General features: G+C 67.8%; 24 protein-coding genes. 8 read left to right on the top strand and 16 right to left on the bottom strand.

The annotated features are described in order from the left end of the window. Positions 1 to 52: 52 nt before the first annotated feature. The 8 genes from I8N67_RS11165 to I8N67_RS11130 form a co-directional block, all read right to left on the bottom strand. On the bottom strand, positions 53 to 1,213 hold the full coding sequence (locus I8N67_RS11165) for a restriction endonuclease subunit S (RefSeq protein ID WP_200302644.1): 1,161 nt from the start codon (positions 1,211 to 1,213) through the stop codon (positions 53 to 55). Further along, positions 1,210 to 2,730 carry a type I restriction-modification system subunit M gene (locus I8N67_RS11160; protein WP_200302642.1) on the bottom strand — a complete coding sequence of 507 codons (1,521 nt, stop codon included), beginning with the start codon at positions 2,728 to 2,730 and terminating at the stop codon, positions 1,210 to 1,212. The genes I8N67_RS11165 and I8N67_RS11160 overlap by 4 nt, the downstream gene beginning before the upstream one ends. Before the next feature lie 379 nt (positions 2,731 to 3,109). After that, positions 3,110 to 4,306, bottom strand: coding sequence for an RNA-guided endonuclease InsQ/TnpB family protein (locus I8N67_RS11155; RefSeq protein ID WP_200302640.1), 1,197 nt, complete (start codon positions 4,304 to 4,306; stop codon positions 3,110 to 3,112). Next, the gene (gene tnpA / locus I8N67_RS11150; RefSeq protein ID WP_200302700.1) at positions 4,303 to 4,725 is read right to left on the bottom strand and encodes an IS200/IS605 family transposase; all 423 of its coding nucleotides are present in this window, start codon (positions 4,723 to 4,725) and stop codon (positions 4,303 to 4,305) included. Before tnpA ends, I8N67_RS11155 begins: the two co-directional genes overlap by 4 nt. A 152-nt stretch (positions 4,726 to 4,877) precedes the next feature. Continuing rightward, positions 4,878 to 5,114, bottom strand: coding sequence for a PIN-like domain-containing protein (locus I8N67_RS11145; protein ID WP_200302638.1), 237 nt, complete (start codon positions 5,112 to 5,114; stop codon positions 4,878 to 4,880). Further along, complete coding sequence (locus I8N67_RS11140) at positions 5,114 to 5,755, bottom strand: DUF433 domain-containing protein (protein ID WP_172638923.1); 642 nt, start codon at positions 5,753 to 5,755, stop codon at positions 5,114 to 5,116. Before I8N67_RS11140 ends, I8N67_RS11145 begins: the two co-directional genes overlap by 1 nt. Before the next feature lie 98 nt (positions 5,756 to 5,853). Continuing rightward, the gene (locus I8N67_RS44180; RefSeq protein ID WP_307835211.1) at positions 5,854 to 6,213 is read right to left on the bottom strand and encodes a DUF397 domain-containing protein; all 360 of its coding nucleotides are present in this window, start codon (positions 6,211 to 6,213) and stop codon (positions 5,854 to 5,856) included. Positions 6,214 to 6,222: 9 nt separating this feature from the next. Further along, positions 6,223 to 7,074, bottom strand: a complete 852-nt coding sequence (locus tag I8N67_RS11130; protein WP_307835210.1) for a helix-turn-helix domain-containing protein — start codon at positions 7,072 to 7,074, stop codon at positions 6,223 to 6,225. A 149-nt stretch (positions 7,075 to 7,223) separates the two neighbouring features. Between I8N67_RS11130 and I8N67_RS11125 the strand changes: the two genes are divergently transcribed. From I8N67_RS11125 to I8N67_RS42495, 5 genes are all read left to right on the top strand, one after another. Beyond that, positions 7,224 to 7,553 (top strand): hypothetical protein, encoded by a 330-nt coding sequence (locus I8N67_RS11125; protein ID WP_200302634.1) that lies wholly within the window; start codon positions 7,224 to 7,226, stop codon positions 7,551 to 7,553. Positions 7,554 to 7,689: 136 nt separating this feature from the next. Beyond that, a complete protein-coding gene (locus I8N67_RS11120) occupies positions 7,690 to 8,016 on the top strand; it encodes a DUF6247 family protein (protein ID WP_200302632.1) in 327 nt (108 codons plus the stop codon). A 20-nt stretch (positions 8,017 to 8,036) separates the two neighbouring features. Next, positions 8,037 to 8,252 (top strand): hypothetical protein, encoded by a 216-nt coding sequence (locus I8N67_RS11115; protein ID WP_307835209.1) that lies wholly within the window; start codon positions 8,037 to 8,039, stop codon positions 8,250 to 8,252. A gap of 184 nt (positions 8,253 to 8,436) precedes the next feature. Further along, complete coding sequence (locus tag I8N67_RS42500; protein WP_307835208.1) at positions 8,437 to 9,090, top strand: DUF3800 domain-containing protein; 654 nt, start codon at positions 8,437 to 8,439, stop codon at positions 9,088 to 9,090. Next, the gene (locus tag I8N67_RS42495) at positions 9,087 to 9,341 is read left to right on the top strand and encodes a hypothetical protein (protein WP_234045468.1); all 255 of its coding nucleotides are present in this window, start codon (positions 9,087 to 9,089) and stop codon (positions 9,339 to 9,341) included. Before I8N67_RS42500 ends, I8N67_RS42495 begins: the two co-directional genes overlap by 4 nt. 104 nt (positions 9,342 to 9,445) lie before the next feature. Here the strand turns inward: I8N67_RS42495 and I8N67_RS11105 are convergent, their stop codons facing one another. From I8N67_RS11105 to I8N67_RS11070, 8 genes are all read right to left on the bottom strand, one after another. Beyond that, entirely contained in the window at positions 9,446 to 10,027 is a 582-nt protein-coding gene (locus I8N67_RS11105; RefSeq protein WP_013000463.1) for a GTP-binding protein, read from the bottom strand. Next, positions 10,008 to 10,577: a DUF742 domain-containing protein gene (locus I8N67_RS11100; protein WP_200302629.1), complete on the bottom strand. Its 570-nt coding sequence runs from the start codon at positions 10,575 to 10,577 to the stop codon at positions 10,008 to 10,010. Before I8N67_RS11100 ends, I8N67_RS11105 begins: the two co-directional genes overlap by 20 nt. A gap of 98 nt (positions 10,578 to 10,675) precedes the next feature. Further along, entirely contained in the window at positions 10,676 to 11,089 is a 414-nt protein-coding gene (locus I8N67_RS11095; RefSeq protein ID WP_005479603.1) for a roadblock/LC7 domain-containing protein, read from the bottom strand. 10 nt (positions 11,090 to 11,099) lie between these two features. Beyond that, positions 11,100 to 14,321: a sensor histidine kinase gene (locus I8N67_RS11090; protein ID WP_200302627.1), complete on the bottom strand. Its 3,222-nt coding sequence runs from the start codon at positions 14,319 to 14,321 to the stop codon at positions 11,100 to 11,102. Positions 14,322 to 14,719: 398 nt separating this feature from the next. Then, positions 14,720 to 15,295: a GTP-binding protein gene (locus I8N67_RS11085; protein ID WP_200302626.1), complete on the bottom strand. Its 576-nt coding sequence runs from the start codon at positions 15,293 to 15,295 to the stop codon at positions 14,720 to 14,722. Continuing rightward, complete coding sequence (locus I8N67_RS11080; protein ID WP_200302624.1) at positions 15,276 to 15,674, bottom strand: DUF742 domain-containing protein; 399 nt, start codon at positions 15,672 to 15,674, stop codon at positions 15,276 to 15,278. The genes I8N67_RS11085 and I8N67_RS11080 overlap by 20 nt, the downstream gene beginning before the upstream one ends. Before the next feature lie 110 nt (positions 15,675 to 15,784). Beyond that, positions 15,785 to 16,198 carry a roadblock/LC7 domain-containing protein gene (locus tag I8N67_RS11075; protein ID WP_030667329.1) on the bottom strand — a complete coding sequence of 138 codons (414 nt, stop codon included), beginning with the start codon at positions 16,196 to 16,198 and terminating at the stop codon, positions 15,785 to 15,787. 9 nt (positions 16,199 to 16,207) lie between these two features. Further along, positions 16,208 to 20,143, bottom strand: coding sequence for a sensor histidine kinase (locus I8N67_RS11070; protein ID WP_200302622.1), 3,936 nt, complete (start codon positions 20,141 to 20,143; stop codon positions 16,208 to 16,210). Between the two features lie 600 nt (positions 20,144 to 20,743). Between I8N67_RS11070 and I8N67_RS11065 the strand changes: the two genes are divergently transcribed. The 3 genes from I8N67_RS11065 (at position 20,744) to gltX (ending at position 23,425) form a co-directional block, all read left to right on the top strand. Next, entirely contained in the window at positions 20,744 to 20,923 is a 180-nt protein-coding gene (locus tag I8N67_RS11065; protein ID WP_200302620.1) for a hypothetical protein, read from the top strand. A gap of 257 nt (positions 20,924 to 21,180) precedes the next feature. Then, positions 21,181 to 21,957 (top strand): fumarylacetoacetate hydrolase family protein, encoded by a 777-nt coding sequence (locus tag I8N67_RS11060; RefSeq protein ID WP_200302618.1) that lies wholly within the window; start codon positions 21,181 to 21,183, stop codon positions 21,955 to 21,957. Next, positions 21,950 to 23,425, top strand: coding sequence for a glutamate--tRNA ligase (gltX, locus tag I8N67_RS11055; protein WP_200302616.1), 1,476 nt, complete (start codon positions 21,950 to 21,952; stop codon positions 23,423 to 23,425). Before I8N67_RS11060 ends, gltX begins: the two co-directional genes overlap by 8 nt. Positions 23,426 to 23,466 lie beyond the last annotated feature (41 nt).

Here is a 23,466-nt window from a genome sequence, read left to right as displayed (position 1 = left end):
CTCCCACTGCCCGGCCGCGCGGGCGGCGTGTATTGGTAAGGCGTGCCGCGGCTTACGCTGCGCCAGCCTCGCCGTCATGATCCCAGAGGGTCCCGGAGAAGGCACGCTGTTGGAGGGAAACGAAGAGCTCGTCTAGGGCGGCGAGGTGGGTGCGGTGACGCCGCATAGTTCTCCGCAGCTGCTCCAGCCGTCCGAGAAACACCCGCTGCTGGTCCATGCTTGGAACCGGGATCGGATTTCCCTTTACTGCCCCTGTGCTAATAGTGTTGAGCCCGGAAGTCGTATTTGCCGAACCGAGCAAATGGCGCCTTCCTGCGATCGAGTTCAGGTACATCTCTAGATACTCTGGAATCAGATGTCGTCGATCCACTCGAATTCGAATCAAGTGATTTTGATGTGTGCAATTATCGATGGACCCATCCCATAGTGCGGCACGACCGATTTCGTTCGGGTTTCCGTGCCCCTCTACAATTAGTAGATCTCCTGTCTCGAGGCGAGTTCGCTCAATCTCTTGTGGAGTCGCTTTGAGCTTTTTGATCTCATTCAGCTGCAGGTATCCCCGGTATACATTTGCAACGCGAAGGTACGGAACTTCACAAGGTAGAGAACTGCGAGTTCCTGAGAGCTGCAGCCCACCTTGCACGTGGGCGAGGTCGGACAATCTTGCAGATGCTGGCAGATTGCCGAACATGTCGAGGAAGATGGACTGGGCGAGATCGTCGAGGAGGGTGATGGCCTCGCGGCGCTTGGCGCGGAGGGTGTCCACCTGATCGAGGACGGCGGCGATGCGCTTCTGCTCCGCGAGGGGAGGAAGCGGGATGGGAAACCGGGAGGCACTTCCTTTCGTTAGCTTGGCGCGCGTACTTCCAGTCAGATAAGGTCTGGCGTCGAAATTTTCGAGAACTCGGTACAGGTAATCCCGATCGACGCCAGCGCGTGCTCTAAGAACGTGAGCATGATTATTCACCCAGGTTCGCCCGGAGATGCGATAGGCGATGCCGCGGTCAGGGTTATCGAAATGGCCACCGTCCTCAGCTAGTAGGACTAGAGGTTCGTCGAATAGGAATCCATCTATAGTTCCCTGTTGGCCGTTTGCCCCAAAATAAGGATACGGGCCGGGGTTTCGCTCGTTAGATTTAACAGGTCGCCTTAGATGGTCCAGAAAGACAGCTACTTCCCCCAACGGTTTCATTGAATGCTCGAGAGAAGTCACACCAACATCCCCTTCAGCTCCTCCGTGCCTTTGGCGATTTCGTCATCCAAGCGCTCCAGGTCCGCCAGGATTTCTAGCGGAGCGCGTGTCTCGATCTCCTCGTGGGCGATCTCCTTGTAGCGGTTCAGGGAGAGGTCATAGCCCTGGGCCGCGATATCCGCCTTCGGGACGGAGAAGCTCTGCGCGGTACGGGCGCGGTCGCGCTCCGTGCCGTCGCGCTCCTGCCAGCGGGCCAGGACGTCAGGGAGGTTGTTCTTCAGGAGTTCGTCCGCGGACAAGGGGTCGCCCTGAGGGCGGACGCCCAGGCGGTCCTCCGGCAGGAGCGGGTTGCGCTTGTCGTCCAAGCTCAGGCCGTCCGCCGCCACGTCGTAGAACCAGACATGGTCCGTGCCACCCGAGTCCGTCCGCGTGAAGAACAGGATCGCCGTCGAGACACCGGCGTACGGCTTGAAGACACCGCTCGGGAGCTTGACCACCGCCTGGAGCTGCTGCTCCTCCACCAGCATCCGGCGCAGCTCCTTGTGTGCCTTCGTCGAGCCGAACAGAACCCCGTCCGGGACGATGACGGCCGCGCGGCCACCGGGCTTGAGGAGCCTCAAGAACAGCGCGAGGAAGAGGAGTTCGGTCTTCTTCGTCTTGACGATGCGCTGGAGGTCCACCGCCGTGGACTCGTAGTCCAGGCTCCCGGCGAAGGGCGGGTTCGCGAGGATCAGCGAGTAGCGTTCGGCTTCGCTGGCCGCGCTCTCCGCGAGCGAGTCGCGGTAGCGGATGTCCGGGTTCTCGATGCCGTGCAGCAGCATGTTCATCGAGCCGATACGGAGCATCGTGGAGTCGAAGTCGAAGCCGTGGAACATCGACTCGTTGAAGTGCTTGCGCTGCTCCACACCGAGCAGCGCGTCGCGGTGCACCCGCGAGACATACGACGCCGCCTGCACCAGGAACCCCGCCGTACCACACGCCGGGTCGCAGATCTCGTCGCGTGGCCCCGGCTGGGTCATCTCGACCATCAGGTCGATGATGTGGCGCGGGGTGCGGAACTGGCCGTTCTGACCGGCGCTGGCGATCTTCGCGAGCAGGTACTCGTAGATGTCGCCCTTGGTGTCGCTGGACTCCATCGAGATGTCGTCCAACTGGTCGACGACCTTGGCGAGCAGGTTGGGGCCCGGGATCGTGAAGCGGGCGTCCCGCATGTGGTGGGAGTAGGTCGAGTCGTCGCCGCCCATGGCGCGCAGGTACGGGAAGACGCCCTTGTCCACGAGCTCGTACATGATCTCGGGGTCCTTGACCTTGAAGTTCTGCCAGCGCAGATCCTGTTGGTCCTCCGAGAAGAAGGGCTCCGGATCGGGCGTCCCCGTTGCTGTCGCCTTGCGGTCCTTGCGAGTCTGAATTTCGTCCAGCCGCTTGATGAAGAGCAGGTATGTGATCTGCTCCATCACCTCCAGCGGGTTGGAGATGCCGCCGGACCAGAACGCGTCCCAGACGCGTCCCACTTTGGTCTTCACTTCGCCCGTAATCACACGGGCGATCCTACGGCTCAGGGGTAACCCGAGTGTCCAGGTCGATGGTCCCGAACTGCTTCGGTCCGATTCGGCACCGCCCATACCGTCACCGTACGGCCATGGGGCTCAAACAACGCCGCTCCGGTCAACGCCAGTAGCGTGGTGGGCTCTGGCGGGGGTCCGTCGATTCGAAGCGTTGGCTCGGTACCGGGCTCAGGCCTCGAATGTGGACGAGTCGTTGGCCGTCGGCGGCGTCAAGTTCTCGCATCACGAAAGGCATGGCGGCGATGATCGCCCCTACAGCCAGAGCCAGCCCGCCGACGCCGCTTTCCTTCTGCGAGTACCGGATGTGGTGACTCCACCCACGCGTGAACGCGCGGGCTTCCTGTGTCGGTGGCTAGGCCACGTCGCAGAGGACCAGCCCGGCCCTGTCGAGGACGTTCAGCGCGCCGACGTGGTCCGCGTTGGCCGCGAACCCGCACGTCGTGCACTGGAACTTCGCCTGGGTGAGGCGGTTCTCCTTCGCCACGTGCCCGCAGGACGGGCAGGTGCGGGAGGTGTTGCGGGGGTCCACCGCGACGACGGTCCGACCGGCGCTTTCAGCCTTGCTGGTGAGGATCGCGAGGAATACCCCCCAACCCGCGTCGAGAATCGACCGGTTCAGCCCGGCCTTCGCCGCCCGCTGGTTCGGCAGGAACACACCGAGCTGTTCGGGGTCGGGCTTGAGGGCGGGCGCTTTGGTCATGCCCGCGGTGTTCAACCGCTCGTGCGCGATCGCGTCGTGATCGCGGATGAGGGTGAGCGCGGTCTTGTGCGCGTAGTCCAGGCGCTGGCGCCGGATCTTCGCGTGGATCTTGGCGACCTTCCGGGCGGCGGCGCGGTGCGCCTTGGTGCGCTTGGGGAAGGTCGCCAGGTGCCGCTGTGCTTCGGCGAGTTCCTCGGCCGCCGCTTGGAGGAAGCGGGGGTTGGCGATGTGCTCACCGGTGGAGGTGGTCAGGAAGTGGGCGACGCCCAGGTCGATGCCGACGACCTGGCCGGTGGCCGGCAGCGGCTCGGCGGGCACCTCGTCGCAGGACAGGACCACGTACCAGCGGTTGCTTTCCCGCTTGATCGTGATCGTCTTCACCCGGCCCTTGACCGGCCGGTGCTGGTGCACACGGATGTGTCCGACGCCTTGAAGCCGCACACGGGTATGCAGGTCGTGCGGGGTGGAGTCCCAGCGGCAGCCGTCGCCGTCTTTGGGGAAGACGACGGTGTCGAAGTGTCCGACGCCCTTGAAGCGCGGATAGCCGGGCTTCTCGCCGCTCTTGACCCGGCGGAAGAACGCCTGGAAGGCCTTGTCCAGGCGGCGCAGGGTGGCCTGCTGGGAGGAGAACGACCAGCGGCCCTGGCGCTCCGTATCGAAGGCGCGGACCTCCTTGAGCTGCCCGGACTGGTCGCCGTACCTGATGCTTGTCTTCGAGCTGTGCCGCCAGGCGTCCCGGCGCTCCTGCAGCGCGCCGTTGTAGAGCGAGCAGTGATCCCGGAGCATCTCGCGCAGCGCCTGCTCCTGGCGGACGGTGGGGCGCAGGCGGAACTTGTACGCGCGGATCACGCCTGCTCCCCCTTCTGCCACGGGCGCTCCCACTGCGTCTCGATGTACCGCTGCACCGTGTCCGCGCCGACCGCGCCCACGGAAGCGGCGAAGTATGACGACGACCACAGGGTGGGCAGTTGGCTCTTGAGGTGCGGGAACTCCGTACGCAGCACGCGGGACGTGAAGCCCTTGAACTGGTTGGCCACATATGAGGCCGACGACTTCGTATCGTGCTTGACGAACAGGTGGACGTGGTCGGGCATCACCTCAAGCGCCACGATCTCCCACCCCCGCTCGTCGGCCTTCTGGCGGATCAGCTCCTCCAGGCGGGCCGCGACCCGGCCGCCGAGGACCGGACGGCGGTACTTCGGGCACCACACCACGTGGAGCCCGAGGTCGTACACACCGCCGGAGAACCGGCGAACCGTCCGGATCACAGTCACGCGATCACTATACACACGCGACAGGTATAACAGTCCGTGATGCCGTGGCCCAGGCCGGCACTGCGGATCCGTACAGAAAGTGGAGGTCAGAGCAGTCGAGAGAAGCGATTCCTCCCTCGGCTCAAGCCGAGGGTCCCCTCGCTAGATCACGGATGGATGCCGGCCTTCTTGATCGAGTCCGTCTCGTCAGGGTCTTCGAGCTGGCGTCCGTCCTTCGTCAACAGGACGTCGTATCCCTTGCGGGCTGCGTCCAAGAGGAGCTGAACATCCTTCTCGCCCGACCACTTCACTTCGGTCACGTGGTCGACCTGGTGCTGGGGCAGCACGTATCGAAGAGGGACCAGGAGCTGCACCGCTGTGTTCTCGTCGACGAGAAGGCGCATCAGGAGGCGCGACTTCCGCTCGGGAGGTAGCTGTCGACGTAGCGGGCGAACCCGGCTGCGTCACGAGCAGCGTCCACCGTCACCGCCGGGTAGTAGTCCGGGATTCGTTCCAGCGGGACACCGTCTTCGAGGAGCTCCGCCACCGCTTCGTACGGCACGCGCGTACCTGTGATCACCGGATGGCCCCCCTGGTTGGCCGGATCCACGGCAACGTGCGTCGTCGGGTGCAGCAGGTGTGGCACCACTACGCCAGGCCGGGGAGCGAAGGGCTCAAGGATGTCGGTCAGGGTCGCCACCACGCGCTGCCCCGGACGGTCCAGGAGGTCGGTCGGGTGTTCGTCGTCATACAGGACGATGCTGGAGCCGTCCGTGACCAGTTGGTACGACGCCAGGTGGGCCGTCTCTCCCAGGCCGCGGAGCGTACCGATCGCCGTGCGGATCTTCTGGAGGGAGAAGTCCTGCCGCAGTCGTACGCAGGTACGCAGAGCCAGGACGTCACGGAAGGAGTACGCGGCGCGGGGGCGAGTGCCAAGTTCGGGCATCAGGAACTGGCCCTTGGCGCCGCGGTTGATCCGCCACGACCTGAGCTGGTTCACGGTGGCGCCGGAGAGCGCCGCAGCCATATGCGTGGAGTACGCCATCGTGATCACCTCTTCCCCGTCACATTCGTGATGCTTGTCCGGACCATACCGGCCTACGCCTCAGTGCAACCACACGGACCGAGAGGGCGCGGGCGAGGTCAGCTGAGTGCCGTTGCCGGAAGGCGGTCGGTTTTGACGGCCGTCAGCAGCGCGGAGAGCCCTTTGCGGTTCACGGCCAGTATTCGGCCAGGGTCGTCACTCTCGCGCAGGCGGAGGGTGTCGTCAGGCATGGCGGCCACGTTCACGCAGTTTGCCGCCTCGGCGCTGAATGACGACTTCTGCCAGGTCGGCTTGATCGCCGCCAACAGCGCGGAGAGTCCTTCGCGGTTCACGGCCAGTATTCGGCCAGGGTCGACACTCTCGCGCAGGCGGAGGGTGCCGTCGGGGGCGGTGGCGAGGTTGAGGCAGTTCGCGCCCTCGGTGCTGTACGAGGATTTCTGCCAGATGTAGCAATGCACAGGTATCCCTCACAGGTCCTTGGCGAGGCGGCGGATGAAGTCGCGGCTCTTCTGGGGCGTGAGCGCGCACGCCTCCATACGGTCGAGTACGGAGCGGTATCGATGCAACTGGGCTTCGGCGTCGAGGAATTCGCAGCCGTGGTCGGAGTCGAGGAGGACTGTGTCCAGCTGTGGGACATGTCCTGACGCATAACTGATGGGCTGACCCGAGGCCGGAAAGTGGACCTGCTCGAAGGGGACGACGAGGATGCGGATGTTGTCGCGCTCGCCCATCTCGTTCAGGTGCAGAAGCTGCTCGCGCATCACGTCAGGGGAGCCCGCCCGAATCCGCAGGGCGGCCTCGTGGACGATCGCGGTGTAGGGGAGTGGCAGCGCCCCGAACAGGATGGCTTGACGCTTGATGCGGAACGAGACCCGGTGTTCGATCTCGTGCGGTCGCAGGGCGGGAACGCTCTGCTGGAAGGCCGCACGTGCATGGTCGAGGGTCTGAACCAGGCCCGGCATGGTGACGACCACGCCAACTCGCAGTCCGGTGGCGTCGGCCTCGAACTCGGCGACCTCCACAAGTGAGGGTGGGAGCAGTTCTCGGTATTCGTCCCACCAGCCCCGGCCGCGACGCCCGGTCATCGCCGCCAGCGCCTCGACCAGGTCGCTGTCGTCGCAGGAGTAGGCGAGTGCCAGCGTGCGTACGCGATCCTCGCTGACGCCATGCCGCCCGGCCTCCATCATGCTCATCCGGGCCTGCTGCACGCCGATGCGCGCGGCACCTGCCGTAGAGCTCAACCCAGCCCGCTCGCGGAGCTTGCGCAACTCGGTTCCCAGGCGTCGCTGCCTCAGCGTGGGTGGGGCACTCGCTGCCACTACCTTCTCCTCTCCCTGCACGTGCGGGATCGATGCACGTCCCCCACATGAGTGAATCGCATAGAACATACAGGAGTTAGAGCATAGATCTATGCGCTTGTGTCTATCGTTCTAACACAGCAACTCCCTCGATGGACAGGAGAATTGCCATGACCACCGTATGCCCGGGCCTCCCGAAACCCGACCGCCCCGACGCCTTCACCGCAGAGATCCACGCCCTCGTCAACGCCACCGCCCCCCGCCTCTTCGCCGTAGTCGAGGAGTACGCCACCGAGGACGGCGACCGCGACGCCCGCGTAGCTGCCTGGGGCCTCGCCCACGACGACGGAAGCGCCCAAGTCGCCGCCCTGGACGGCGGGTTCCGCATGTCGCTGCGCAACCCCGAGCGCGCCGCGCAGCTCATCTCCATGCGCCCCGGCAGCGTAGGCAGCCTCGTATGGCCGCAGGTCGAGTCGGACACGGGTGGTCTCCTTGCGTGAGGTGCCGGACAGGGGCAGCCGTCGGCGTTCGCACTCCGACTCGAACGCGGTCATCGCGGGTCCGGGGTGCGGGGCCCGGCCCGCCCCCTCTACCGTGGGCAGCCACTCAGCTGCTCCTCGCCGGAGGTCTCCGATCATGGCCCACGAAGTCGATCCGAACGCCTGCGAGAGAGCGCCTGATGCCATTCGCGCGGCGCTGGAGCGGCGACCGGACTGGCTGAAAGGCTTCGAGCGGGACTGGCTCGGCGCCGCCGCCGACTTCGATCAGGGTGCCCTGGACGCCGTACTCGACAAGTGGTTGCCGTTTGCCTGCGCCTGTGCGACCCCGGGCTATCTGGACGAGGTCGAGCAGGCCATCACGCGCATGACCGAGGGTGACACCGAGGGGCTGGTCTTCTGGGACGAGGAGGGGCGCCCATTCGATGCCGCCGGTAACCCCCTGGATACGGGCAGGTGGGCGTGAGCGCGTACACGATCAGGTACGTGGACCGAGCCGCTCGGCGCAAGGCCACCCTGACCGCTCCTCAACGGGCAGCGCTTGAGGAGCTGGAGAAGAGGATCAGCCTCAATCCGTTCGGATCACCAGCCCAGAGCAACCGGGACAGCAGTTGGTCGGCGCCCTTCGCCGGGGGATTCATCACCTACGTCGTGTCGAACCGCCACGTAGTGATCGATGTGATCGATCTGGTCGCGATCTGAACACACGATTTCAGCCACAAAGGGTGACCGGCATCAACTCACGGTGACGTCCGGCTTGACCAGGACACCACGGCGTTGGCACGATGCGGATCAGCACACAAAATATCGCGCATATGGCTGCGCAGACCCTGTGGCCGTCCCTTCGGGGGCGGCCACAGATGTGTTTCCGGGGAGGTTCGGTTCGGTGCATCTCTGCTACATCGACGAGGCGGGGAACGGGCAGACGCTCGATCCTGCCCGGCCCGACGCGCCACCCGTACTCGTCGTCGGCGGGTTCACCGTTCCTCGATCCCAGGTGAAGGACCTCACCTGGGGCTTCCTTGAGGTGAAGAAGCACTACCGGCCACAGCTGCGCAGGGCCGAGCAGCTGTCCGATGTGATCCAGCACGAGATCAAGGGCTCGGACGTACGGAAGAACCTCCGGGCCGGGAACCATCAATGGCTGCGTGCGGCAATGGAGTTGCTGGCCTCCGTGCTCGACATACTGGAACGGCACGATGCCAAGGTGCTCGCCCGGGTGTGGGTGAAGGAGGAAGGCCTGGCCTTTGACGAGTCCGGGGTCTATCCCGCCTCCGTCGGGTCGCTCACCGAGACCTTTCAGGCGCAGCTCGCCCATGAGCACTCACGCGGCATGATGGTGCTTGACAGCCGTACGAAAGTGAAGAACGCGCCAAACGTGCACTGCGTGACCACGCGCAAGTACCGAGCGGGCGGGGACAGCCTGCGCGGCGTCATCGAGTCGCCCGTCTTCGGGCACAGCGATACGCACACGCTCCTCCAGCTCGCGGATCTGCTGGTTTCGTCGCTGCTCTTCCCGTCGCCTGCCATACGTACATGAACGACGTGACATGGAACGTGCACTGCGATGACGCCTACCAGCCGCTGCGGGAGCAGTTCGGGGCCCGGCTGAAGAAGCTCCAGTTCCGGTACCAGGACGTGGAGCGCAAGTGGCGGGGCGGGATCGTGGTCTCCGACCGGCGGACGCGGCAGCCGTCCAGCCTCATGTTCGGGCCGGGCAAGGCAGCTGCTCTGCCGCTCATTCCGGGGCAGCCGGGCGCTGCGGAGGATGGTGTGCCACTTCTGCCGTGATGCCGACGCCGAGGCAGACACAGACGCAGGCGCAGGCGCAGGCGCAGATGGGGGCGGCAGCCGGTGAATGGCTGCCGCCCCCATCTGGTGCTCGGAGAAGCTGACTACCGAAGCCGCGCCATCAGCGCGTGCTCGACCAACGTGATCAGCGCCGACTTCGCGTCCGACCGATGCCGCGCGTCCGTCGTGATGATCGGCGTGTCGGGGCCGATCTGCAGGGCCTCGCGCACCTCGTCCGGGTTGTACGGCTGCTGGCCGTCGAAGCCGTTCAACGCGATCACGAACGGCAGGCCGCTGTTCTCGAAGTAGTCGACGGCGGGGAAGCAGTCCGCGAGGCGGCGCGTGTCGACGAGGACGATCGCGCCGATGGCGCCGCGGACCAGGTCGTCCCACATGAACCAGAAGCGGTCCTGGCCGGGGGTGCCGAACAGGTACAGGATCAGGTCCTGGTCGAGGGTGATGCGGCCGAAGTCCATGGCGACCGTGGTGGTCGTCTTGTCCCCGGTGTGGGTGAGGTCGTCGATGCCCGCGGACGCGGACGTCATCACGGCCTCGGTACGCAGCGGGTTGATCTCCGAGACGGCCCCGACGAACGTGGTCTTGCCCACGCCGAAGCCGCCCGCCACCACGATCTTCGCGGACGTGGTGGAGCGGGAAGGCCCTCCGCTAGAGCTTGCGAAGTCCACTGAGCACCCTTTCGAGCAATGTCACGGCTGGCTGGCCGCCGGCGCTCTCGTCGCCGCCGGGCTGATGAATGGCGACCAGGCCCGCCTCCGCCAAGTCGGCGACGAGAATCCTGGCCACGCCGAGAGGGATCGTCAGGAGGGCCGAGATTTCGGCCACCGACTTGATCTCCCGGCAGAGGTTGCAGATCCGCTGATGCTCGGGCAACTGGCCCTGCATCTGGTGCGGCTGCGCGGTGGTGTGCACCAGTGCCTCGATGGCGAGCTGGTAACGCGGCCTGGTGCGGCCGCCCGTCATGGCGTACGGGCGCACCAGGGGGTTGTGCGAGCCCCCGGCGGGCGACGGCTCAGGGGAGCGGCGCTGCGGCTGCACGGGCTGGATGCGCGGCGCCGGCGGCTGGTCGTACGGCGAAGGGCCGGGGCCCTGCGGTACGTACGGCTGCTGACGGCTCGGTGCGGAGGGGAAGTTGTACCGGTTCTGGTCACCCTGGCCAGGCCCCTGGCCAGGGTAGGACCAGTTGCCCGACGATGAACCGCCTGGGGGTGTTGCCACGTTCTCTCCTCCTCCGACTGTGCTGGCATCCAAGGCTCATTGGAAGCCGCGTCCCGAAACCTTACGGCCACAGGACGCCAAAACGCACCGTCTGACTGTTAGTTGAGCAGGCTGCCCTGGAGCTCCGCACGAAGATCGGGCGTCAGGACCGTACCGGCTCGGTCCACCAGAAGTGCCATCTCGTACCCGATGAGACCGATGTCGGCTTCCGGATGGGCGAGAACGGCGAGCGAGGAACCATCGGAAACGGACATGATGAACAGGAATCCCCGTTCCATCTCCACAACCGTCTGGTTGACGCTGCCACCTTCGAAGATGCGGGAGGCACCCGCGGTCAGAGAGGTCAGACCCGACGCGACGGCCGCCAGCTGGTCGGCGCGGTCGCGCGGAAACCCTTCGGACATCGCCAGAAGGAGTCCGTCGGCGGAGACCACCACCGTGTGTGACACCCCGGGGGTGTTGTCCACGAAGTTGGTGATCAACCAGTTCAGGTTCTGTGCCGCCTGGCTCATCGGGCTCACACTAACGCTCCTGGTTGTAGGTGTCAGAACCGAAGCCCTGACCGTTCGTTTCGCTGCTTGCGTTGCGGCCCCGCTGGACACCTCGGCGCAGGTTGCTCAGCCTGCCCCGGACGTCCTCGGGAGCACGGGAGATCTGTGGACCTCCCTGCGGGGTCGTCGTGGCGGCACCCTCGACCAGGTTGGCCTTGGGCACCCGCCGCGGCAGGCCGGAGGAGGTGACCCCGCCCGCCTTCGGCTTCTTCAGCTGGGAGGCCTGCTGCCAGCGCTCGTCGTTGGCCGAGCGCCAGTCGCCGTTCGGTCCCCCGGCCGTCGGCTGGTCCGGGGCCACATCCTGCCGTCCGTTCGCGGCGCCCGCGCTGGTGCCGCCCGCGCTCGCGGGGGAACCGCGGCGGGGCAGGCCGGCGTCGGTCAGCGCGTGGCCGGCGGAGGGGGTGGATCCCGGACGGTCGAAGCCTACGGGGTCCGGCTCCTTCACGTCAGCGGCCTGCGCGGATTCCGGTTGCGGAGCGTACTCGGAGCGGTACGAGTTCTGGTACTCCTGCTGCTGCGGCCAGTCGTCCTGATAGGACGGCTCTTCGAAGCCAGGATACGTCTCCGGAGCGGTCGGCGCGTGGTTCTCCTGGACGGGCTCCGCATGCGAGGGCTCGGGGTAACCGCCGGTAGCGGTGAACGCGTCGTTCCCGCCAGGCCGCTGTCCGTTGCCGTTCGCCGTGCCGTTGCCCGAGCCGAAGTAGGCCTCGTCGTACGACGGCTGCTGCGGCTCCTTGTACGCCGTCTGCTGGTCGAACGACCGCTGCGGGTCCACGTAGCCGGTCGCGCCGTTGTCGTAGGACGGCTCGGGGGCCTGGAAGTCGTCCCCGTAGCGCGGCACCTCACCGGCGGGCAGCTGCGGGTTCGGGTGGGCCTGGGCCTCCAGAGCCGCGCGGCGCTCGTCACGAATGAGGGAGCGGCCCACGGGGTCCAGCTCGCGGATGTCGTCCGGGACCTCGTAGCGGCTGTCGTCGAAGCCCAGCTCGGCGGCGGTCCGCATCGGGGCCATGGCCGGCGGCTGCTGGAACGCGTGCTGCTGCTCCGGGATGATCTGCGAGACCGTGAACTGGTCGGCCTGCGGCTGCTGCGGCTGCTGCGGCTGCTCGCCACCACCGTGGGTGATGACGTCCGGGAGCATGACCAGCGAGGTCGTACCGGCCTGCTCGCCCGAGGGGCGCAGCTGGACCCGGATGCCGTGCCGGTCGGACAGCCGGCCGACCACGAAGAGGCCCATGCGCTGGGAGATCGCGGCGTCCACGGTCGGCGGGTTGGCCAGCTTGTGGTTGATGTCGGCGAAGTCCTCGGCGGTGAGGCCGATGCCCTTGTCGTGGATCTCGATCATGACGCGGCCGTCGGGGAGACGGGTCGCGGTCACGCGGACCTTGGTCTGCGGGGAGGAGAACGTGGTGGCGTTCTCCAGGAGCTCGGCGAGCAGGTGTACGAGGTCGGTCACGGAGCGGCCGTGGATCTCGGCCTCCGGGACGCCCGACAGCTCGATGCGCTCGTACTGCTCCACCTCGGAGGAGGCGGCGCGCAGCACGTCGACCAGCGGGACCGGCTGGTCCCAGCGGCGGCCGGGCTCCTCGCCGGAGAGGACCAGGAGGTTCTCGCCGTTGCGGCGCATACGGGTCGCCAGGTGGTCCAGCTTGAAGAGGTTCTCCAGCTGGTCCGGGTCGGCCTCGTTGTTCTCCAGGTCGGTGATCAGGGTCAGCTGGCCCTCGATCAGCGACTGGTTGCGGCGCGAGAGGTTGGTGAAGATCGCGTTGATGTTGCCCCGCAGCAGCGCCTGCTCGGCGGCGAGCCGGACGGCCTCGCGGTGGACCTGGTCGAAGGCGCGGGCGACTTCGCCGATCTCGTCCGTGGTGTTGATGGGGATGGCCGCGACCCGCGTGTCGACGCGACCGGGATCGGTGCGCGAGAGCTGGTCGACCAGCATCGGCAGCCGCTGCTCGGCGATACCGAAGGCGGCGTTGCGCAGCTGGCGCATCGCGCGGCTCATCTGGCGGGCCATGATCCCGGCGATGATGAACGCGGCGAGCAGGGCGACGATGACGATGGCGCCGTTGATGTAGGCGTCGCGCTGGGCGTCGGAGGCGATCTGGCCGGCCTCGGACACCGCGCGGTTGATCAGCTCGGTCTCGACCTCGTTGTAACCCTCGAACTTCAGGGTGGAGGCCGCCATCCAGTTCTGGTAGGTGACGCCCTGCTTGGCGAGGTCCTCGGGCGAGGCACCGCTGCCGATCAGCTGGATCATCTTCAGCATGGTGTCCGGCGGCGGGACGTACGTGTCGTCCTTGGCCGCCTCCGCGGCGGCCGCCTTCTTGCCCTCTTCGGTCTTCTGCGCCATGACCGACTCCAGGCGCGCGGCGTCGGCCTCGGTGCCACCGGAGATGAACTCCTGTACGGCGATGTTCTCCAGGTAGGCGTACGAGGTGAACGCGGTGACCTGCTGGCGGAGGACGGTCGCGTCCTCGCTGGGCCGGACGAGCAGGTGGGTGCCGATCGAGCGCTGCAGCGAGGCGGCGCCCTTGGCGAGGGCGACGGCATACACGCTACGGCCGTACGCGGTGACGTTGCCGGTACCGAGACCGAGCTCGTTGGAGAACTCGAACAGCAGGTGTTCGATGGAGACGTAGCCCTCTTCGGTCTGCACGGGGTCGGCGGCCCGGGTGAAGGCGGCCTGCCGGAGGTCGTCCAGCTTCGTCTCGGCCTCCTCGACCAGACGCAGCCGACGCTCCAGGCCCTGCCCGGTGGGCATCCCGACGACCTCCGTGTGGAAGGTGTCGGCCTTCTCGTCGGTGAAGGCGCGGGCGTCCTTGACGACCTCGCTGTCCCGTTCGCCGTCCAGCAGCGGCTGGGCCGAGATGTCACGTTCGTTGAGCAGCGCCTCGGCGTACACGGCGGCGGCGGCCACGATCTTGGCGACCTTCTCCGCGTCCCGTGCTTCCTGCCAGGTGTCGATCGAGCCCTTCACCTGGAAGCCGCCCATGACGAGGCCGACCAGCACGGGTATGAGCAGGATCGCGTTCAGACGGGTGGGTACCCGCCAGTTGCGGGGGGAGAGACGACTGCCGCTGGGCGCGGGCGCCCCCGGCGGCTGCGGTCCGGTCACATGTGCGGGTGCCGCTCCGCGCGGCGGCGGGGTGAAGTTGCCCCGCGCCGACGGCTCGGGACCTTTCTTGCTTCGCCTCACTCGACCAACAACCTCTCGGCGCCGGCACCTACGTCGTGCCGCGGGTGACTCCACGCCCTAGTACGTCTTTGACTCATGGGCAGTTCAGGCATTCCAGCACGTCACGCTGAGGACTTCCAAACACTGGGAGGCAACGATTCCGCGTGATGTAAGTCCCAGATAAAACGGTCATACAGAGGTAGCCCCGGCAAAAAGCGGGGCCATTGTGAGCGCAGCGGTACCGATCGACCGCGACGCGTGGTCGTACCACCCTATTTCTCTGTCGAAACGTTATGAACACCGATGCCGACCGTGTCACAGGACACAGTCGGCTTCGGTGTATCTACGACAACTGCCGTATGACGTTGTGGACTTGCGTCCTGTTCTGGGCCCGGATGCGGTACTTCGGACCCGCTGCCCTACCGCAGTCGGGCCATCAGCGCATGCTCGACCAGTGTGATCAGCGCGCTCTTGGCGTCCGAGCGGTGGCGGGCGTCGGTGGTGATGATCGGGGCGTCGGGGCCGATCTGCAGGGCTTCGCGCACCTCGTCCGGGTTGTACGGCTGGTGCCCGTCGAAGCCGTTGAGGGCGATGACGAACGGCAGGCCGCTGTTCTCGAAGTAGTCGACGGCGGGGAAGCAGTCCGCGAGGCGGCGGGTGTCCACCAGGACCACGGCCCCGATGGCGCCGCGGACCAGGTCGTCCCACATGAACCAGAAACGATCCTGCCCCGGCGTACCGAAGAGGTAGAGGATCAGGTCCTGGTCGAGGGTGATGCGGCCGAAGTCCATGGCGACCGTGGTGGTCGTCTTGTCCCCGGTGTGGGTGAGGTCGTCGATGCCCGCGGACGCGGACGTCATCACGGCCTCGGTACGCAGCGGGTTGATCTCCGAGACGGCGCCCACGAACGTGGTCTTGCCCACGCCGAAGCCGCCCGCCACCACGATCTTCGCCGAGGTGGTGGCCCGTCCCGCTTCAGAGCTTGCGAAGTCCACTGAGCACCCTTTCCAGCAGAGTCACGGCCGGCGCGCCGCCGGTGCTCTCGTCGCCACCGGGCTGGTGGATCGCGACGAGTCCGGCCTCGGCGAGGTCCGCGACGAGGATGCGTGCCACACCGAGCGGCATGGACAGCAGGGCCGACACCTCGGCCACCGACTTCACCTCACGGCAGAGGTGGCAGATCCGCTGGTGCTCGGGAAGCAGCCCCATCAGGTGCGCGGGGTCTGCCGTCGTGCTGATCAGCGCCTCTAGGGCGAGCTGGTAACGGGGCCGCGTCCGGCCACCCGTCATGGCGTACGGCCGTACCAGCGGCTGGTCGCCCTCGTCTCCGTACGGCTCTGCGTACGGATCGTGAGGAGCGGTGGGCGGGGTCATGGATCCTCCGAGCGGGACAGCAAGTCGGTCAGTCGTGCCGTCTGACGGGGGCCGGTGGGGGACTGTGGCGGCCGGACGGTGATTTGGTGAGTTCTGTGGATCCGCAGGCGTCAGTGGAGCAGACTGCCTTGAAGTTCGGCGCGCAGGTCGGGCGTGAGTACGGCGCCCGCGCGGTCCACGAGCAATGCCATCTCGTAACCGACGAGGCCGATGTCGCAGTCGGGGTGGGCGAGGACGGCCAAGGACGAGCCGTCGGACACGGACATCAGGAAGAGGAAGCCGCGCTCCATCTCCACCACCGTCTGGGCCACATCCCCGCCCTCGAAGATCCGGGACGCCCCGGCCGTGAGTGAGGTGAGGCCGGAGGCTACGGCGGCGAGCTGGTCGGCACGATCGCGCGGGAACCCTTCCGACATCGCCAGAAGGAGACCGTCGGCGGACACGACGACGGTGTGGGACACCCCAGGGGTGTTGTCCACGAAGTTGGTGATCAACCAGTTGAGGTTCTGTGCCGCTTGACTCATCTGGTTCAACTAGTGCTCCTGCTGGTGAGTGGGGCTCGGGAAGCTGCCGGTCTGGCCGGTACCGGCCTGTCGACCCTGTGCGATGCCCCGACGGAGATTGGTCAGCCGGCCGCGTACGTCGTCAGGCGAACGCGAGACCTGCGGACCGGTTTGGTGCTGTTGCTGCTGAGCCGTGCCCGGCACGAGATTCGCGCGCGGGACCCGGCGCGGCAGGCCGGAGGTGGTGACCCCGCCCGCCGACGGCTGACGGACGCGTTCGGCCTGGCGGACCAGGTCGTCATTGGGGGTGCTGCGCCAGCCGTTGGAGGCGGGCGCGACGGGGGACGCCGGTCGCGAAGGAGCGGCCGGAGCCTGCGGTGCGCGGGCGGGGGGCTGCTGAGGAGCGGCCCCGTTGCCCGGCTGCTGGACCTGGTGGCCGTTCTGCCCACCCTGATCGCCCTGCCCGCCCTGACCGTGGAACCAGTTGGTCTCCAGCGTGTCGTACAGCGGGGTACGGCCGTCGCCCGGACCCGCGGCCGGCGGCAGTGCCTCCGGCTCCTGCGGGCGTCCGGGGCGCTGCGGGGGCACCGGCGGACGCTGCGGCGGCACCGGCGGGCGGGGCGCGCCGTAGCTCTCGCCGTTGACCTGCGGACGCTCGAACTGGCCGGTGTCCTGCGGGTTCTGGCGAGCGGGCGCGTTGCCCGGCGCATTGAACTGTCCGGTGCTCTGGCCGTTCTGCCGGCCGGGCGCGCCGAACTGTCCCGTGTCCTGCGGGCTCTGCCGCCCCGGGACGCCGAACTGTCCGCTGTCCTGGGAGTTCTGCCGTCCCGGTGCCGGGAACTGGCCCGTGTTCGAGGCGTCGAAGCCCGGCGTGGCGAACTGGCCGGTGGACGAAGGGTCCGGCGAGGCGCCGCGGGGCGGACCGCCGGGGGCCGGGGGTGCACCGGCTCCGCCGAACACGTCGGAGCGGACGTAGTTCCCGGTGCCGTTCTGGCCGTCGCCCGCGTCGGGACGCCGGGCGTCGAACTCCGCATGCGGGACACGCGGGGCACGCGGGAAGTCCGTGGCCGGGCCGGGGCCCTGGCCGGGCTCGATGCGCGGCATCGGCGCGGTGACATCGGGCTGCTCGTCGTGGCCGCGCGGGGCGTCCAGCGAGGCGCGCGGCACCGGCGGCTGCGCGTTGTCGTCGCTCCAGCTCGGCGTACGCGCCGAGGAGTCGCCGCCGGGCAGCTCGGCACGCGGACCACCGCGGCCGGGCAACTGCGGACGACGCCTGCCGGAACGTTCCTTGCCCTGCTTCGGCGGCGCTGCGGCAGGACCGCTGTCGGCCCCGCCCGGCCGGCCCGCGCCGGGGGCGCCGCTCTGGAAGCCGCCGCTCTGGAAACCGCCCTGGCGCGCGGAGTCGTCGAAGCTCTCGAAGCCACCCGGACCACCGGTCCCGGCGGCCTGCAGACCCTGCGGGGCACCCGGCGCCTGACCGCCACCGAACGCACCGGCACCGGCGCCCGCCGGAGCCGGCCGGCCGCCCTGCGCAGGCGGACCGCCCTGCGGCCCACGCCGTCCACCGGGGTTGCCCGGGTTGCTGAAACCGCCCGGACCGCCGGAGTTGCCGGGGTTGCCCGGAAGCGCGGCGCGCGGACCCTGACCGGCGCCCACCTGACCGCGCTGCGGAGGCGCACCGAGCAGTCCGGGGCCACCCGCGGGGCCACCGCCCAGCGACGGACCCGCCTGGCGACGCGCGGCGGCGGCACCGGCCGCGGCCTGCGCGGCGGCCGGACCACCGGTGGAGGGAGCGCCCTGGCCGGGCATGCCCGGGGTCGGCTTCTTGTGGCCCTGCGCCACGTCGACGGGAAGCATGACGAGCGCGGTCGTACCGCCCGAGTCGGACGGACGCAGCTGGATACGGATGCCGTGTCTCTGCGACAGCCGGCCGACCACGAACAGACCCATGCGGCGGGAGACCGAGACGTCCACGGTGGGCGGCGAGGCGAGCCGCTCGTTGATCGCGGCGAGGTCCTCCGGGGAGAGTCCGATGCCGGTGTCGTGGATCTCGATCAGTACGCGGCCGTCGGGCAGCGCGTGACCGGTGACCTTGACCTTGGTCTGCGGGGAGGAGAAAGAGGTGGCGTTCTCCAGCAGCTCGGCGAGCAGGTGCACGAGGTCGTTGACGACGCGGCCGGCGACCTCGGTGGTCGGCACCGAGGACAGCTCGATGCGCTCGTACTGCTCCACCTCGGACGCGGCGGCGCGGAGCACGTCGACCAGCGGCACCGGACGGGTCCAGCGGCGGCCGGGCTCCTCACCGGCGAGGACCAGGAGGTTCTCACCGTTACGGCGCATGCGGGTGGCGAGGTGGTCGAGCTTGAAGAGGGAGGAGAGCTGGTCCGGGTCGGCCTCGCGGGACTCCAGTTCGGAGATGAGCGACAGCTGACGCTGGATGAGGCCCTGGGAGCGGCGGGAGAGGTTGGTGAACATCGCGTTGACGTTGCCCCGCAGCAGGGCCTGCTCGGCGGCCAGTCGTACGGCCTCGCGGTGCACGTCGTCGAAGGCCGCGGCCACCTGGCCGATCTCGTCCCGGGAGTGCACACCGACCGACTCGACGGAGGTGTCGACGTCCTGCGGGTCCGACTCCGAGAGCTGCTTGACCAGCTCGGGCAGCCGGTCCTGAGCGACCTTGGTCGCGGTGTCCTGCAGCTGGCGCAGCGAGCGGATCATGGACCGGGCGACGACGAACGCGCCGACCAGGGAGACACCGAGGACGAGCAGGATCAGGGCAGCGGAGATGATCGCCTCTTGCTCGGCGTCGGCGCGGAGGGTACGAGCGGTCTGCTCCATCTCCTCCAGCAGCGAACCCTCGATCTTCTTCATCTGCTCGATCTTGGACGAGGCGTCGTCGGTCCAGTTCTTGTACGAGCGGTCGTCCTGCCCGCGCAGACCGCCCGCGCTGGCGAGCACCCGGTCCGCGTAGACGTCGGAGGCCTCGATGGTGGGGCTCGCGTCGTCGATCGGCTTCAACAGATCCTCGGCACCGGTGCCGTAGATGTCGGCGAAGGCGGTGCGCTCGGACTCCTCGTTGGCCAGCGCCGAAAACGCGTACAGGCGGTCGTTCTCGGAGAGCGAGCCCGCCTTGTCGCTGGTCTCGGGCAGGGCCGCCGCGATGACCGCGCGCTGCACGGACGCGAACTCCTTGGCGGAGGGGAACGCCGCCAGGGCGCGCGTGCGCTTGATCATCTCCGGGTTGCTGGTGGCCTCGGCCATGTCCTGGGAGAGGTCGAGCAGCTGCTCGATCAGCCGGTGGTACGCCTCGACCGTCTGCGTGGAGTTCCGGGGGTCGCTGTACGCGGTCTTGCGGATGCTGCTGAGGTTGTAGAGCTCGCGCACCACGCGGACGAGGCTGTCCCGGACGCCGGGCAGCCGGCCGGTGATGCTCGAGCTGTCGGCTTCCTGGGTCGCGTCCGTGAACTGGATGCGGGCCTGGTCGGTCTTCACGCGGGTGCCCTTGACCGTCAGGTCGTTGGCGTTCCGGCCGTGCGCGAGGGGACCGGCGGACAGGTCGCGCTCCTGCTGGAGCGCGGCGGCGAGCTCGGTCGCCTGCTTGGTCATGTCGGTCAGCAGCCGCATGTTCTCCAGCTGCTGGATGTCGTCCACGTTGTCGCCGATGCGCAGTGCGCCGAGCGAGGTCGCCGCCACCACGGGGAGGGCGAGCAGCGAGACGAGACGGGTCGAGATGCGCCAGTTGCGCAGGGCTATTCGGGAACCGGGGCCACCGGACTTGTTGCCGCCCTTGGACTTCCCGGGCGGCTTGGGAGGAACTGACGAGCCGGGGCGCCCGGAGCGCTCACCGCCGTCGCCGATCTCCGCCGGACCTGGGTTCTGGGCGTGCTGGGGGGAGGAACCGTTACCGGTTCCCTTGTGTGGCTCCGGCTCCGCCGAAGCGCTGCCATCCCTCTTGAAACGTCCCTGCACTAGCGTCGCAACCTCTGGACCAGGCGCCCCACCGCGTGAACGGCGGGACGGTGTCGGCGTCTTCGGGGGCGCCCTGAATACGTCCCCAATTGGTGGTCGTGAGTGACCGGCGCTGGCTCCCCCTGTCCACCGCCGCCGGGCGCTGCTCTGCGCCCTCGCGCCGGTACGTTCCTGCGGCGGTCCGTGGAATTCCAGCACAGTGCCGGATCTCCAACAAGGCCAATGGGTAACGGTCTGTTCACTGTGACAGTGCGTGAGGTGAGCGTCACCGAGCGTGTATGGAGATTGCCTTTATACGGGGCATACCCGTGCGATTCCTGGACGTGGGCAGGGTGTCCCAGTCGCCATGATCAGGAGCGGAATGCGGGCTTCAGGTGCCTTATGCCCGTTTCGCGGGGGCGACTTGATGGCCGGAATTGCCCGGTTTGCCTATGGGTGAGTGAGGAAACTCACACGCGATCATGCCTTCTTCGCGAGTTGACCCGGGAATCGGATGTTTAGCCTGACGCTTTACAGGGATGGCGAATCCGACAACCCGCGCTTCTGGGGCGGCCTTCACGGCCCGCCCGGCGCCCGCACACGACGAGGTCCTGGACAACAGTGAAGACGACGACGATGTTCCGCACCATAGCCAACCCCCGGCGCACCACGCTGACCCACCTCGCCGATGCCGAGGACCTGCGCACGCCGGAGCAGGAGCACTCCGTCGACCTCCCCTCCCAGACCGCCAACCCGCGCCGGACGATCCTGATGGACCTTCCGGTCCAGGTCGCGGAGTAGTTGCAACCTCAAGTACGCGCACGATCCGCCGACCGCTCAAGCCGGTCGCTGTGAAAAACCGGCGGTTTCCTGTGAGCACCGAGGACGAGGGGCGCCCGGCACGAGCGGGGCGCCCTTCCCCGCGCCCCGGCCGCCCCACACGCCGACACATACGTGAACGCGTACGGCATCAATGCGCGAGGCGGGCCCCTCTCCCCGCGTTAGCCTGGAGCGTCAGACTCCAGCCAGCCAGCTCAGTTAAGGGGCGCAAGCATCCCGTGCGCATCGCCAGGTTCTCCATCGACGGGAACGTAGCCTTCGGAGCGGTCGAGGGCGACAAGCCGGACGAGCTCGTCCTCGACATCATCAAGGGCATTCCTTTCGCGGACTTCGAGCTCTCCGGTACGAAGGTCCCGCTGAGCAAGGTCAGGCTGCTGCCGCCGGTGCTCCCCAACAAGGTCGTGGCCTTCGGCCGCAACTACGCCGAACACGCCAGGGAGCTGGGCAACGAGGTCCCCGACGCCCCCTTCGCCTTCTTCAAGCCGGCCACCTCGGTGATCGGCTCCGGCGACGAGATCCAGTACCCCGCCTTCTCCGAGGACCTGCACCACGAGGCCGAGCTGGCCGTCGTCATCGGCCGTATGTGCCGCGAGGTCCCGCGGGAACGCGTCAAGGACGTGATCTTCGGCTACACCTGTGCCAACGACGTCACCGCCCGCGACGTCCAGAAGCGCGAGAAGCAGTGGGCCCGGGCCAAGGGCTTCGACACCGCCTGCCCGCTCGGCCCCTGGGTGGAGACCGACCTCGTCCCGGACGACCTGACCATCCAGCTCACGGTCAACGGCGAACAGCGCCAGCTCGGCCGGACGAGCGAGATGATCCACTCCATCGAGGACCTGATCGTCAACATCACCGAGGCCATGACGCTGCTCCCCGGCGACGTGATCCTCACGGGCACCCCGGCAGGGGTCGGCCCCCTCAACGTCGGCGACGAGGTCGCCGTCACCATCGAAGGCATCGGCACTCTCACCAACAAGGTGATCAAGCGTGGCTAACGGATCCGTCCGCGTACGTTTCTGTCCGTCCCCGACCGGCAACCCCCATGTGGGCCTGGTCCGCACGGCCCTGTTCAACTGGGCGTTCGCCCGCCACACCGGCGGCACGTTCGTCTTCCGCATCGAGGACACCGACGCGGCCCGTGACTCCGAGGAGTCCTACGAGCAGCTCCTGGACTCCCTGCGCTGGCTGGGATTCACCTGGGACGAGGGCCCCGAGGTGGGCGGCCCGCACGCGCCGTACCGCCAGTCGCAGCGGATGGACACGTACAAGGAGGTCGCCGAGAAGCTCCAGGAGGCCGGCCATGCGTACCACTGCTACTGCACCGCCTCGGAGCTGGAGGAGCGCCGCGACGCCGCCCGCGCCGCCGGCAAGCCCTCCGGCTACGACGGGAAGTGCCGCGAGGTCGGCCCGGAGCAGAAGGATCGGTACGAGGCGGAGGGCCGTGAGCCGATCGTCCGCTTCCGGATGCCCGACGAGACGATCACCTTCACGGACCTGGTCCGCGGCGAGCTGACCTTCACCCCGGAGAACGTGCCGGACTACGGCATCGTCCGCGCGAACGGCGCCCCGCTCTACACGCTGGTCAACCCGGTCGACGACGCGCTGATGGAGATCACCCACGTCCTGCGCGGCGAGGACCTGCTCTCCTCGACCCCCCGTCAGATCGCCCTCTACAAGGCGCTGACGGAGCTGGGCATCGCGAAGGAGATCCCGTCCTTCGGTCATCTGCCGTATGTGATGGGCGAGGGCAACAAGAAGCTCTCGAAGCGTGACCCGCAGTCGTCGCTCAACCTCTACCGGGAGCGCGGCTTCCTCCCTGAGGGCCTGCTCAACTACCTCTCCCTCCTCGGCTGGTCGCTCTCGGCGGACCAGGACATCTTCACGATCGAGGAGATGGTCGCCGCCTTCGACGTCGCCGACGTCAACCCCAACCCGGCCCGTTTCGACCTGAAGAAGGCCGAGGCGATCAACGCCGACCACGTCCGCCTGCTGGATGTGAAGGACTTCACCGAGCGCTGCGCCCCGTGGCTGAAAGCCCCCTTCGCCACCTGGGCGCCGGAGGACTTCGACGAGGCGAAGTGGGAGGCCATCGCCCCGCACGCGCAGACCCGCCTCAAGGTCCTCTCGGAGATCACGGAGAACGTCGACTTCCTGTTCCTCCCGGAGCCCGCCGAGGACGAGGCGTCCTGGGCGAAGGCCATGAAAGAGGGCTCCGACGCGCTCCTGCGCACGGCGAAGGAGAAGCTGGAGGCGGCCGACTGGACCTCGGCCGAGTCCCTCAAGGAGGCCGTCCTGGCCGCCGGCCAGGCCCACGGCCTCAAGCTCGGCAAGGCCCAGGCCCCCGTCCGCGTAGCCGTCACCGGCCGCACCATCGGCCTGCCCCTCTTCGAGTCCCTGGAGATCCTGGGCAAGGAGAAGACCCTGACCCGCATCGACGCGGCGCTGGCGAAGCTCGGCGCGTAAGGCAGAGGCGGCGGACGTAGAACGCTGAGGGGCGGCACCCG

It is taken from the genome of Streptomyces adelaidensis, from assembly GCF_016598475.1.
GTDB lineage: Bacteria > Actinomycetota > Actinomycetes > Streptomycetales > Streptomycetaceae > Streptomyces > Streptomyces adelaidensis.
Note: the sequence above shows the minus strand (reverse complement) of the source record. Positions and strands in the feature narration are given on the sequence as shown.

Coding starts and splice junctions, on each gene's coding strand:
- I8N67_RS11145 (WP_200302638.1), bottom strand. CDS start 5,114: ATGCGCCTTCTCGTCGACGAGAACACAGCGGTGCAGCTCCTGGTCCCT.
- I8N67_RS11080 (WP_200302624.1), bottom strand. CDS start 15,674: ATGACCCCGCCCACCGCTCCTCACGATCCGTACGCAGAGCCGTACGGA.
- I8N67_RS11120 (WP_200302632.1), top strand. CDS start 7,690: ATGGCCCACGAAGTCGATCCGAACGCCTGCGAGAGAGCGCCTGATGCC.
- I8N67_RS11125 (WP_200302634.1), top strand. CDS start 7,224: ATGACCACCGTATGCCCGGGCCTCCCGAAACCCGACCGCCCCGACGCC.
- I8N67_RS11140 (WP_172638923.1), bottom strand. CDS start 5,755: ATGGCGTACTCCACGCATATGGCTGCGGCGCTCTCCGGCGCCACCGTG.
- I8N67_RS11075 (WP_030667329.1), bottom strand. CDS start 16,198: ATGAGTCAAGCGGCACAGAACCTCAACTGGTTGATCACCAACTTCGTG.
- I8N67_RS11095 (WP_005479603.1), bottom strand. CDS start 11,089: ATGAGCCAGGCGGCACAGAACCTGAACTGGTTGATCACCAACTTCGTG.
- I8N67_RS42495 (WP_234045468.1), top strand. CDS start 9,087: ATGAACGACGTGACATGGAACGTGCACTGCGATGACGCCTACCAGCCG.